General features: G+C 61.6%; 12 protein-coding genes. 3 read left to right on the top strand and 9 right to left on the bottom strand.

What is annotated here, in order from left to right; translation table 11 throughout:
* Window positions 1-9: 9 nt before the first annotated feature.
* On the top strand, window positions 10-1,119 hold the full coding sequence (locus tag HBO11_RS01495) for an agmatine deiminase family protein (protein WP_169953365.1): 1,110 nt from the start codon (window positions 10-12) through the stop codon (window positions 1,117-1,119).
* On the opposite strand, the gene HBO11_RS01500 is transcribed toward HBO11_RS01495, so the two are convergent.
* The 3 genes from HBO11_RS01500 to HBO11_RS01510 form a co-directional block, all read right to left on the bottom strand.
* Window positions 1,116-2,177, bottom strand: a complete 1,062-nt coding sequence (locus tag HBO11_RS01500; protein ID WP_169953367.1) for a hypothetical protein — start codon at window positions 2,175-2,177, stop codon at window positions 1,116-1,118. The genes HBO11_RS01495 and HBO11_RS01500 overlap by 4 nt on opposite strands.
* A 116-nt stretch (window positions 2,178-2,293) precedes the next feature.
* Window positions 2,294-2,680 carry a Rid family detoxifying hydrolase gene (locus HBO11_RS01505; protein ID WP_169953369.1) on the bottom strand — a complete coding sequence of 129 codons (387 nt, stop codon included), beginning with the start codon at window positions 2,678-2,680 and terminating at the stop codon, window positions 2,294-2,296.
* A gap of 27 nt (window positions 2,681-2,707) precedes the next feature.
* Window positions 2,708-3,844: an FAD-dependent oxidoreductase gene (locus tag HBO11_RS01510; protein ID WP_169953371.1), complete on the bottom strand. Its 1,137-nt coding sequence runs from the start codon at window positions 3,842-3,844 to the stop codon at window positions 2,708-2,710.
* 141 nt (window positions 3,845-3,985) lie between these two features.
* Here HBO11_RS01510 and HBO11_RS01515 point away from each other — a divergent pair, with 141 nt between their 5' ends.
* Window positions 3,986-4,603, top strand: coding sequence for an XRE family transcriptional regulator (locus tag HBO11_RS01515; protein ID WP_169953373.1), 618 nt, complete (start codon window positions 3,986-3,988; stop codon window positions 4,601-4,603).
* On the opposite strand, the gene HBO11_RS01520 is transcribed toward HBO11_RS01515, so the two are convergent.
* Window positions 4,597-5,034 (bottom strand): N-acetyltransferase, encoded by a 438-nt coding sequence (locus HBO11_RS01520; RefSeq protein WP_169953375.1) that lies wholly within the window; start codon window positions 5,032-5,034, stop codon window positions 4,597-4,599. The genes HBO11_RS01515 and HBO11_RS01520 overlap by 7 nt on opposite strands.
* 20 nt (window positions 5,035-5,054) lie before the next feature.
* The gene (locus tag HBO11_RS01525) at window positions 5,055-5,717 is read right to left on the bottom strand and encodes a metalloregulator ArsR/SmtB family transcription factor (RefSeq protein ID WP_169953377.1); all 663 of its coding nucleotides are present in this window, start codon (window positions 5,715-5,717) and stop codon (window positions 5,055-5,057) included.
* A 111-nt stretch (window positions 5,718-5,828) separates the two neighbouring features.
* On the opposite strand from HBO11_RS01525, the gene HBO11_RS01530 reads away from it, so the two are divergent.
* Window positions 5,829-6,329 (top strand): DUF2938 domain-containing protein, encoded by a 501-nt coding sequence (locus HBO11_RS01530; RefSeq protein ID WP_346266865.1) that lies wholly within the window; start codon window positions 5,829-5,831, stop codon window positions 6,327-6,329.
* Here the strand turns inward: HBO11_RS01530 and HBO11_RS01535 are convergent.
* The 4 genes from HBO11_RS01535 to soxR form a co-directional block, all read right to left on the bottom strand.
* Complete coding sequence (locus HBO11_RS01535) at window positions 6,310-8,169, bottom strand: DUF3857 and transglutaminase domain-containing protein (protein WP_169953382.1); 1,860 nt, start codon at window positions 8,167-8,169, stop codon at window positions 6,310-6,312. The two genes, HBO11_RS01530 and HBO11_RS01535, sit on opposite strands and share 20 nt — an antisense overlap.
* Before the next feature lie 112 nt (window positions 8,170-8,281).
* Window positions 8,282-9,175, bottom strand: coding sequence for a bestrophin family ion channel (locus HBO11_RS01540; protein ID WP_169953385.1), 894 nt, complete (start codon window positions 9,173-9,175; stop codon window positions 8,282-8,284).
* Window positions 9,176-9,252: 77 nt separating this feature from the next.
* The gene (locus HBO11_RS01545) at window positions 9,253-10,551 is read right to left on the bottom strand and encodes an MFS transporter (RefSeq protein ID WP_169953387.1); all 1,299 of its coding nucleotides are present in this window, start codon (window positions 10,549-10,551) and stop codon (window positions 9,253-9,255) included.
* A gap of 936 nt (window positions 10,552-11,487) precedes the next feature.
* The gene (soxR, locus tag HBO11_RS01550; RefSeq protein ID WP_169953389.1) at window positions 11,488-11,982 is read right to left on the bottom strand and encodes a redox-sensitive transcriptional activator SoxR; all 495 of its coding nucleotides are present in this window, start codon (window positions 11,980-11,982) and stop codon (window positions 11,488-11,490) included.
* Window positions 11,983-12,056: the final 74 nt, after the last annotated feature.

Below are 12,056 nucleotides of genomic sequence, written 5' to 3' on the forward strand. Positions count from 1 at the left end.
GAGGTACACATGAGCACACGTCGCCAATTCATCAAACAGGCCGCTGTGGTGGCCAGCCTGGGCGCCGCCGCCTCCATGGGGCTGCCCGTGCAGGCGGCACTCCTGGGCCGCTGGTTCATGCCCGACGAGGGTGAGAAACACCAGCGTGCCTTTATCGCCTTCGGCGCCCAGGAGGCGATTCACCAGGACTTTACCCCCGCTGTGCAGGACGCCCTGGGCCGTATCGCCCGGGCGATTGCCGCGTATGAGCCGGTCACGGTGTTCTGCCGCGAAGAAGAGCGTGAGTTGGCCGAAGAAAAATGCGGCACCCGCAACATCACCTTCGTGCACACCGAACTGGATGACATCTGGATGCGTGACACCGGCGCCAACTTTGTCGTGGATGACAATGGCCAGTTGGGCGCGGTGGACTTCAACTTCAACGGCTGGGGCAACAAGCAGCAGCACGCCGACGATGCCGAACTGGCGGCTCACGTTGCCGAGCTGGCAGGCGCCACCTATATCCGCAGCGAACTGGTGGGCGAGGGCGGTGCCATCGAAGTGGACGGCCACGGCACCGGGATCATGACCGAAAGCAGTTGGATCAATAGCAACCGCAACCCCGGCTGGAGCAAGGCCGACGTCGAGGCCGAACTGAAGAGCCGGCTGGGCTTGCGCAAGATCATCTGGTTGCCGGGCATCAAGGGCAAGGACATTACCGACGCCCATGTCGACTTTTACGCACGCTTTGTCTCGCCGGGCGTGGTCATCGCCAACCTGGACACCGACCCCGAGTCCTACGACCACCAGGTGACCTTGGCCCACCTGGAGATTCTCAAGCAGGCCACCGATGCCGATGGCCGGCCGTTGCAAATACACACCGTATCGCCGCCGCTCAACCCGCGCAGCAACCGTTTCAGCCGTGACAATCCGGACTACGCCGCCGGCTACATCAACTACTTCGTGATCAATGGCGCCGTGATCGCCCCGCAGTTTGGCGACAAGGCCGCCGACCGCAAGGCATTCGACCTGTTGTCCCGACTCTATCCGGGACGCAAGGTGGTGCAGCTGGATATCGACGCCATTGCGGCCGGCGGTGGTGGCATTCACTGCGTGACCAGCCATCAGCCTTGGGTTTAGCTTGTGGCCCCGGCCAGGCGCCCGAGGCGCAACCAGCCAATCAACACGGCCGCGATCAGCAAGAAACCCAGGTAGCCAAACAGCGGGTAAACCTGGCCGACCAGGCTGATAAAACCGATCAGGCTGCCGGCAAAGGCCAGTGTGGCAAAGGCCGCCGAACCGACCCGGAATGTACGGGTGCCGGGTGGCAGCAGGCGGGCCGAGAAGGAGTACAAAGTGCCGACGGCGGTATTGAGGATCATCAGGAAGATAATCACCGCCATCAGCAGCCCGAGCGCCGGCGAGACTTCGCTGGCGATGGACAGCATCGGCATCGGCAGATCCGCCACGCTGTCCAGGCGCGACAACAACCCCAGGCTCATGACCAGCATCAGCAGGCCCAATATGGCACCGCCGAGAATTCCGCCCCAGACTGCCTGTTTTTCGCTTTTCGCCGCGCCGCCCATGATTGCCAGGATCGGTACGCCGGCCACAATGTTGTAGGACACGTACAGCAATGCGCCGAGCAGCCAATGGCTGGCGCCGGCACTCTGGCGGGCGGCCAGTTGGTCCAGTTCAGGAAAGCTCAGGCCTCGGGTGGCAACGCCGTACAGCGCCACGCCGACTGCCGTGAGGATCAAGAACGGGGTGACCGAGCCGATCAGGCCGATGACCTTGTGCACATCCAGGCACACAATAACGATCACCACCAGGGTGACCGCCACGCTGCCCAGGGTGGCCGGGATGCCGAACTGCTGTTCCAGTAATGCGCCGCCGCCCGCGAGCATCACCACCGTTACCGCAAACATGAAAAAGGTGATCATCAGGTCGACCAGCACCCCCAGGTGCCGCCCGCACAACGCATACACCACATCTTTATGGGAGGTGGCGCGCAGGCGGTTTCCCATGCCCGCCAGCGCCATCCCAAGGAAGGTGAACAATGCCGCGCTGAGCACTGCGCCGAGCAATCCCCATACGCCGAAATCGACGAACATCAGCAACAGTTCCCGACCCGAGGCGAATCCCGCACCAACGATCACGCCGACAAATGCACCAGCAATCTTCAGACTCTCTTTCATGACGACTTCCCTTGAATTGTTTTTGTTAAGGGGCGTGCGAGCTTGCTTGTGAAACACCGCAGGCGTAACGCGCAGTCCTTGAACCAACGCGTTGCCTTGAGGTTTGTGGCGAACTATCAGCGGGTAGGCGGGCCGACCCAGGCCTGGACTTCGATTTCTACATCGACCCCCAGCGCCAGTTGCGTACCACCCACCGTGGAGCGCACCGGGAAACCCTGCTTGAAGTAGCGTGCGTACACCTCGTTGAAACCGGCGAAATGCTGCATATCTGATAGCCACACCGTGGCCTTCACCACCTGGTCAAACCCGGCACCGCATTCGGCCAGGGTTTCGCCGATGCGGCTCATGACGGCTTCGGTTTGCAGTTGGATATCACCGCGTACCACTTCGCCCTTTGGGTCCATGGGTACTTGCCCGGAGAGGTACAGCTGATCGCCCGCCCGAATGGCTTTGGAGAACGGGTAGGGCAGGTGACTGGGATAACGCTGGAGACTTTCTGACATGACAAGGAACCTCGGCAGAGTGAATGATCAGCGCAAGCGGGCCGCAGCCAGGCGCTGTGGTTCTACGCCCTGGCGCCGCAGCGCTTCAGGCAAGGGTTGATCGAGCAATAGGGCGCAGGCCAGTTGCGAGACGCCTGCCGCCGACTGGATGCCATAACCGCCCTGGGCGGCGAGCCAGAAGAAGCCTTCACACTGTTCGTCCCAGCCGACCACCAGGTCGCCATCGGCCACGAATGAGCGCAGGCCGGCCCAGCTGTGGCGTGGCCGTCGAATGCTCAGGGAAGTGGCGGCTTCGATGTGATAAATCCCGGTGGCAACATCCAGCTCTTCGGGCATCACGTCCTGTGGCGGGACCGGGTCGGCGTTGGCCGGTGAGCCCAGCAGTTGGCCGGCGTCGGGTTTGAAGTAGAAGCTTTCATCGATACCGATAACGGCGGGCCAGCGTGAAAAGTCGACGCCCTCGGGGCCATCGAAGGTGAATGCGGTACGGCGGCACGCTTGCAAGCCGACCGGTGCTACGCCGCATAGCTGTGCAACCTGGTCGGCCCAGGCGCCAGCGGCGTTGACCAGGTTACGTGCGCGTATTTGCCGACCGTCGGCCAATGTCAGCAGCCAGTAACGGCCCTGGCGGGTGGCGCCACTCAACTGCGCGTTGCACTGCAAGACCCCACCGGCACGGCGCATCGCCCGCAGGAAACCCTGGTGTAGCGCATGCACATCCAGGTCACGGGCCTCGGTTTCAAGCATGGCACCGGCGATCGCCTCCGGGCGCAGGCAAGGCACCAGTGACAGCGCCTGTTCGCGATCGATCAGCGACACATTGGCTGCGGTAGCCAAGTGGCTGTCGAAGGTTTTTTTCAGCAATGGCTGCTGTCCGTGATTGGCAACATACAGGCAGCCGCGAGGTTCAAGCAGTGCGTGCTCGGTAAAGTCTGCCGGTGGTTGCTCGTAGAAGGCCCGGCTGGCGCGGGTCAGCGCTTGAATCTGCGGGGTGCCGTAGGTTTCCATGAACATGGCGGCAGAACGGCCAGTGGCGTGATAACCCGGCTGGCTCTCACGCTCGAGCACCACCACACTGGCCTCACTTGCCAGGCGATAGGCCAGTGAAGCGCCTGCAATGCCCCCGCCGATAATGGCGAAATCGAAACAATCGCGGTCCTGCATGCCTGAGTACCTTCTGTGTGCGAATGGGTTTTCTCGTTTTTGATAATTCTCACATAAGAGAAATGTAGGGTATGAGAATTTCCCAGTCAAGCCTTCCTCGTGGGTTAATATTCCGGGCTTGGTCCACGACAGAGAGTCAGCATGAGTTCCGATCAGACAGCGCCCGCTTCGTGTTCCACGGCCCATCCGCTGATAGATCGCAGCCAGGTAGGCGCCCGCCTGCGGGGGATCCGCAAAAACCAGCAACTGACGCTCAAGCAATTGTCTGAGCGTTCGGGCGTGGCGCTGTCGACCTTGTCGAAGATGGAACTGGCGCAGGTATCGGTGAGCTACGAAAAACTGGCGGCGGCGGCGCGGGCGCTGGGCGTGGATATTGCGCAGTTATTCATCCCGGAAACGACCGCGCCCAACCAGGTCCAGCCCACCGTGGTCAGCACCGCCATAGATAGCGCGGCGGGCTACAGCACGGGCAATTATGACTATCACCCGATGGCCGGGGACTTCCCCGGGCGGCGCATGACGCCGATGTACGCACGCATCTTCGCCCGTGAACTGACCCAGTTTGACGACTACATCCGCCACCCCGGCCAGGAGTTCGCGGTGGTGCTGTCCGGACGGGTGCGGATTCAATTCGAAACGGGCGAGTCCATCAGCATTGGCTGTCGCGAAACCGCTTATTTCAATAGCGGCATCGGCCATATCTACCTCGCCGAAAGCGAGGCGGACGCTGAAGTGATGGTGGTGATGACGGATTACTGAGGTGTGCTGGCGACGCTGCTCATCCAGTATTGCGCTTGGCCGCTGTGCTCATCGATCTCCTCATGGGTGACCACAAACCCTTGTGACAGGTAGAACTGGTAACTGGCGCGGTTGTTTTTATAAACCGCCAAGGTCAGTACGGGCTGCTGCTTCCTGGCGTGCGCCACCAGCTGTTTGCCGAGGCCTTGGCCCTGGCAGTCGGGGGCGACAAACAGCGCGGCCATCTGCTGCTCGATCAACGAGTAAAACCCCACCACCGTCGATTGACGCTCAATGACGAAGGTCTGGGATGCAGGGAGGTAAAGGTTGCGCATGTTCTCGACCTGCGACTGCCAGAAGGCGGCGTCGATAAAGTCGTGGGCTATGAGCGAGGCATCCAGCCAGATCTGCAGGACGCAATCGAGGTCTTTGGGGTCAAGGGGTCTGATCATTTTTTAAGTCTTGCGATGGGTTATTCGACGCTCAGGCCGGCCGCTTTCCAGTCGTCAAACCCGGCGCGCAGCCGGCGTGCGGGCAAGCCATGGGCGTGCAAGGTGTTGATGGCATCGGTGGACAGCACGCAATAAGGCCCGCGGCAGTAGGCGACCACGTGCTTGCCTTTGGGCAGCTCTGCCAAACGCTGTTGCAGGGCCTCAGCCGGGATGTTGAGCGCGCCTGGCAAGTGCCCTGAAGCGAACTCGTCTTCGGGGCGCACATCCAGTAGCACCACGCTCTGGCTTTGCATCTGCAGCAGCAACTCCTCGATGGATATACCCTCCAGGCGGTCACGTCGCGACAGGCTATCGAGGGCTACCTCGCGTATCTCGGCATGCTGGAACGCCAGGTAGCCACGCAATGCTTCCAGCAAAGGCGCCACCGGACCGGCCCCCAGGCTGTACAGCACCCGTTTGCCATCACGGCGCGTCTGCACGATGCCCGCGCGCTTGAGTTGCTGCAAATGCTGCGAAGCATTGGCCACAGACACGCCGGACAGTTGCGCCAGTTGTTCGACAGAGCGCTCCTCCTGGGCAATGTGTTCAAGCAGCGCCAGGCGATGGGCGTGGCCCAGGGTCCGGGCAATGTCGGCCAGGGCGATGAAGTGATCGGCGGGGAATAAGGGGCTTGACGGTTTCATGGCAAAGATCCTAGCATCGGCCAAACATTCAATCAATTAATTGAATGTCTTTTTGCTGGCGCTTCAGCACCGCTGCTGCGCTCACCGCCAATGGTCAAAGGGAGTAGGGACGTGCTTGAGTTTGTTGTGTTTTCGGTGTTTATCGGGGCCGGTGCGACCCTGGTCATGGATCTTTGGGCGTTGTTGCTCAAGCGCTGCCTTGGCATGCCGTCCCTGGATTTTTCCATGGTCGGTCGTTGGGTCGGCCACCTGCCGCGTGGGCGCTGGATGCATGCCGGTATCGCCCAATCATCACCCGTGCCGGGGGAGGGGCTGCTGGGTTGGGTCACCCATTACCTGATCGGGGTGTTCTTTGCGGCGTTGCTGCTGTTGATGGTGGGTCTTGAATGGGCGCGACAGCCTACGTTGCTGCCGGCCCTGACCTTCGGTGTGCTATCGGTGGTCGCGCCGTTCTTCATCTTGCAACCGGCGATGGGTGCCGGCATCGCAGCGTCCAGAACCCCCAGGCCCAATACTGCGCGGTTGCGCAGCACGGTGGCACATGGGGTGTTTGGGGTGGGTCTGTATCTGGCCGCCTGGGCGCTGCTCCTGCTTACAGGGTCTGCACGATGATCTGGCTCTTGAGGTCGTTGACCATGCTTTCGATCACCGGCTTCATCGCCTTGAAGTCCTCGGGGCTGCACACCGTATTGGCATGGGCGAACTTGAAGTGGCGGGTGATCAGCACCGTGTTGCCTTCCTTGGCGTAGGTGGCCTGGTAGTCAAAGCCGGCCTGTTGCAGGGACTGCGGCTTGGGCACGGCGAGCACGGTGACTTCCTTGGGGAACTCGAAACGGGCCTGCTCCTGGGTTTCTCCGGAGAGGCAACCGAAGCCTTGGGTGCGGTCTTTCTCGGAGGCGAAGGCAAACACGTTCTGCGCAATGCCGCCGACCAGGCTGCTGAGCGCTGGCACGCCGGTGGGGCCTGGCAGGTTGACCAGGTTGTCGGTGCGCCCTTCAAGGGTGTTCTTGAACGGGTTGACTTCATCCTGCAGGGAGTCGCTTTTGAACGTGCCCTGGCCCGTTTGCCCGTACCAGCCGAGGACGTTGCGGATCATCGAGTCGCGGTCAGCCGGTTTCATCGCATTGAGCAGGTAGCGATTGAACTCCGAGCCCCAGCCTTCCACGGTGGTGGCATGCACAAAGTCCGCCGCGCCGTTGCTGTCGACCTTGAATAGCAGGTCGTTGGTAACCTTGCCGGTTTGCGCGGCCGGGGTCTTGGCCAGTTCGCCCGATTGCGTCAACAGCACCGGCTTGCCCAGCACCGGGATCGGTAGGTAGCCGGCGGCGATGGCCGTGGCGGTAGAGTCCAGGTACAGATCCAGGGCCGGCACATACGTGATCGCATGGTTGAGCACACCCAGGGTGGGTACTTTGGCCAGGGTGTAGCTGTTACCCAGGTTGACCAGCACCGGCGAACTCTCGATCGCTACTGCGCGCAGCATGGCTTCCAGCAGGGCCACATGGTCCTTGCAGTCGCCATAGCGGTTGTCCAGCACGGCTTGGGCTGGATGCGGTACTACGCCGCCCGCGCCGACATACACCGCGACATAACGAATGTTCTTACGCACCCAGTCGCTCAGGGCCAGGGCTTTGCTGCGCGGGGTGCTCAGGTTGGCCGTAAGTTGCTTGGCCAGGGCGGCAATGGCCGGCGTCACTTCGACCTGGGCCCTGGCCTCATAGGCCTGGGCGAAGTCCTTGTAGCTGGCGAACGTCGAGACCGCGAGGAATTGGCCGTAATCGACATAGGACACGGCGCCGGTTTCCATGCGAGCTTTTTCCTGCGGTACGTAGTCCCAACGGTACACCTTGCGCCCGGCTGCCGCGGCCGGGGTGCTGGCCTTGAAGCCCCGGGCATCGACGAACAGCGGCTTGTCGGCTGGCAAGTCGTAGCTCAGGCTCAACTGCTCGGCATCGTAGAAGTCCGGCACGAAGAAGTCTTCGAACTGCTGCGGGAACAGCGCCGTAGTGCGCTGGCGCTGGTAGCGCAGGACCAGCCGGTCACCGACCGCCACCTCTGGAAAAATCACCACCTTGACCCGCGAGTCCTGGAACATCGGCGCCTGGGAAGAGGCAGTTTCCTGCTGCTCCTTGATCTGTTCGGCGCCCACCTTCACCTTGCGGCCATCGGGTTTCTGGGTGAAGGCTTGCAGCACTTCGAGGTTTTCCAGGGAGCGGTTGTAGCTCAGCGAACGTTGCGCGTTGTGCTTGATCGCCCGTTCTTCGTTGATCCGCGTGACCAGCTCGATGGTCTGGACGAAACTGCCATCGGCATTGATCACGTAGGACTGTTGGTTTTTTTCGAAGGTGGCCGAGTGGTCGGTTTCATCGGTAGCGGCCTGGGCCGTCAGTGAACAGACAGCCAAAAACAGTGCGCCCAGCAGGCGCACAGAGGGCAGGTAAAAGCCTTGCATAGAGATCCTTCTGACTAATGCGACGCTCACTCGGCGGGGAAGAGCGCGGTGTGATAAACGAATCGTTTAATGCGACGCATTATTATATAGATGCCCGAAAAATGCAGGCTTTTTAGTGGCCCCTGCGAACATCCCCCAACGAATCACGCTGCATCGACTGCAGGTTTTTCTCGATGGTTTCGCAGATGGCTTCGGTCTGGATCTGGTGTTCGCTGGAGCGAAACGGGCTTTGCAGGTCAGTGCCGATACGTTCGATGGCCAGCAGCATAAACCCCACCACCGTCGATGCCAGCGGGGTGAACCAGCCCAGGGACTCCACCAGCCCCACCGGCACGATCAGGCAGAACAGCGAGATAAACAGCCGTGGAAAATACACATACGGGTAGGGCAGTGGCGTATTGGCAATGCGCTCCATGCCGCCCTGGCTGTTGGACAAGTCCACCATGGTTGATTCGAGCCGCGCCAGGCGAATACTGTCCAGGCGCCCGGCCTTGTACTCGCGCGCCAGCAGGGCGGCGGAGCCGGTCAGGATATCGTTGGCAAAGTTGTTGGTAGCGCCGTTGCGCGCAAACTCATCCCCAGGAATAAACGCCCGCACTTCCTCCGGGCACGGCTCGCCCCGCAGGTGCGCCGCCAGGCAGTTCACATAGGCCACGTGGCGGCGCAGCAGGGTCGACTTGATCGGGTTGACCTCGCTGTCGGGGTCATCGAGCAACGTCAGCACCTGCCGCGCAAAGCTGCGCGAATTGTTGACCATCGCGCCCCACAGCGTGCGCGCTTCCCACCAGCGGTTGTAGGCGCTGGTGTTACGAAAACTGATCAGCACCACCAGCGCTGAACCGAGCAGCGTCAGGGGCATCAGCGGTAGGTTGATCTTGGCGTTGAGAAACAGCATGAAGTCCACGGTGACCGCAATGTCCCAAAGCAGCAGCCAGAACAGTGCCCAGCCGACATAACCCATGGTCTTGATAATCAGGCGGTACTTTTTGACGATGGCAGCTTTCAAACACAAACCTCCGAGCGGGCGAAAAGCATCAGTGCCCTAGCTCGGACGGTGTTTGCGCAAGAAAGGTTCGCCGCGCCTTACGCGTCGTGCAGGGAAATGCGCGAGGTCTCCGGCAAGGCCAGGCCCCCGGCCAGCGCGAGCAGGGCCACGGCAATCAGGTAAAACGCCGGGGACAGGTTGCTGCCGGTGGTGCTGATCAGCCACGTCGCCACTAGTGGCGCAGTGCCGCCAAAGATCGTGTAGGCCATGTTGTAGGTAATCGCCGAGGCGGTGTAGCGCGTGCGGGTCGGGAAGGTTTCCGAGAGCAGGGCCGCCGTGACCACACCGCACAACACCGCGCCCACCGCCAGCAGCATCACGCCGACGATGGACGCGGCGAACGAGCCGGAACTGGCCATCAGGAACGAGGGATACACCACCACCATCAACAGCCCGCAGGCGGTCATCACCGTGACGCGCCGCCCGACGCGGTCGGAATACCAGCCGGCCAGCGGGCACATTGCCGCAGCGAAGATCAGTGCAATCAGCGACACCAGCAACGCCGTCGCCCGGCTCAGGCCACCGGCCACTTGCAGGTACGTGGCAAAGTAGGTGGTGAACATATAAAACGACAGCGCCGTCAGCGACACAAAGGCGCCCAGGCAGCAGATCGCCGCGCCATGGTTGCGCAGGGTTTCCTTGAGCGGCGAATGGGCCACCGCGTGCTCCTGCTTCACCGCCTGGAACGCCGGGGTTTCATCCAGCCGCCAGCGCAGGTACAGGCCAACCAGGCCCAGTGGTGCGGCAATCAGGAACGGCAGGCGCCAGCCCCAACTGCCCATGGCTTGGGCCGACAGCGAGGCCTCCAACGCATAGGCCACCACCGCCGCCGAGGCGAAGGCGGCAAAGGTCGACACCGGGATAAAGCTGCCGTACCACGCCCGTTTATCGCTGGGCGCGTGTTCCATCAGGTAGGCGCAGGCGCCGGCGTATTCACCGCCGGCGGAAAAGCCCTGGGCGCAGCGGATCAACGACAGCAGAATCGGCGCGGTAACGCCAATCGCGGCATACGTGGGTAGCAGGCCGATCAGGGTGGTGGCCCCGGCCATCAGCAAAATCGTCATCGCCAGGGTGCGCTTGCGGCCGATGCGATCGCCCAGCATGCCGAAAAAAATTCCACCCAGGGGCCGAAAGGCAAAAGCCACGGCAAACACCGCGAACGTCTTGAGCAACGCCGCGCTGGCATCGCCACTGGGGAAAAACTGTTGCGCGATAGTGGTGGCGAGAAAGCCGTACACGGCGAAGTCGAACCACTCGACAAAATTGCCGATACCGGCGGCGACGATGACTTTTCTCAGGGTTTGCGGCGGGACCTGTTCGGTAGATGCGCGCGTCATGGCGGGGCCTCGGCATTTTGTCAGTAAGCCCTCGATTATCGGGAAAGCGCCCGGGGCGGCTTACTTCAAAAGTGTCATCGGCGTAGTCAGCACCGACCTGGCAAGGCGCTGAAGATCAAATGTGGCTGGCTTGCCAGCGATAGCGGCGGGTCAGCCAACATCAACTCCAGCAATGCCGCCGCCATCGCAGCCTCGCCGGAGCTCGACAGCTCCTACATTGATCCTCAGGGATTGGAGGATTGCATTTCAGCTGCCACCGCAGGATGCATACGGCACTCAATGTACGACGATCCAATGTAGGAGCTGGCTTGCCAGCGATAGCGGCGGGTCAGCCAACATCAACTCCAGCAATGCCGCCGCCATCGCAGCCTCGCCGGGGCTCGACAGCTCCCACCTTGATCTTCAGGGTCTGGAGGATTGCATTTCACTGCCACCGCAGGATGCATACGGCACTCAATGTACGACGATCCAATGTAGGAGCTGGCTTGCCAGCGATAGCGGTGGGTCAGCCAACTTCCATCCCAGCAATGCCGCCGCCATCGCAGCCTCGCCGGGGCTCGACAGCTCCTACATTGATCCTCAGGGATTGGAGGATTGCATTTCAGCTGTCACCGCAGGATGCATACGGTACTCAATGTACTGAAGATCCAATGTAGGAGCTGGCTTGCCAGCGATAGCGGTGGGTCAGCCAGCATCAATCCCAGCAATGCCGCCGCCATCGCAGCCTCGCTGGGGCTCGACAGCTCCCACCTCGATTTTCAGGGTTTGGAGGATTGCATTTCACTGCCACCGCAGGATGCACACGGTACTCAATGTACTGAAGATCCAATGTAGGAGCTGGCTTGCCAGCGATAGCGGCGGGTCAGCCAGCATCAACCCCAGCAATACCGCCGCCATCGCAGCCTCGCCAAGGCTCGACAGCTCCCACCTTGATCTTCAGGGATTGGATGATTGCATTTCAGATGCGCTAGCGGCGCGCTCGAGGATCCTCGGGCCCGGTCCTTCCTGGCTCAAGGTATCGCCGGGGTTGCGCAACGGGCAGTCGTTAAGCGACAGGCAACCGCAGCCAATACAGTTGTCCAGGCTGTCGCGCAGGGCTTGCAGGGTTCGGATGCGTTCGTTGAGGTTGTCGCGCCAGGCCGAGGACATTTCTGACCATTGCGCGGCGGTCAGTTTGCTGTTCGGCGGATAGCGGCCCAGGGCGCGCTTGATCTCTTCCAGAGGGATGCCGGTACGTTGCGCCACTTTGATAATCGCGATGCTGCGCAGCACCAGCGACGGGAAGCGCCGTTGGTTGCCCGCGTTGCGGGTGCTGGCGATCAGGCCCTTGGACTCGTAGAAGTGCAAGGTGGAGATCGGTACGCCGCTGCGCCTGGCCACCTCGCCAATGGTGAGTGAGCGCACGCCGTCCGGGTGCTTTTCTGCTGCCATGGGGGTTGCCCTCAAGTTAAGTTGAGGTTTTATAGTCCTGCCCGATCTTTGCTGCAACCGCTTTGCGCCTGTGT

The sequence above is a fragment of the Pseudomonas sp. WS 5010 genome, assembly GCF_012985565.1.
GTDB lineage: Bacteria > Pseudomonadota > Gammaproteobacteria > Pseudomonadales > Pseudomonadaceae > Aquipseudomonas.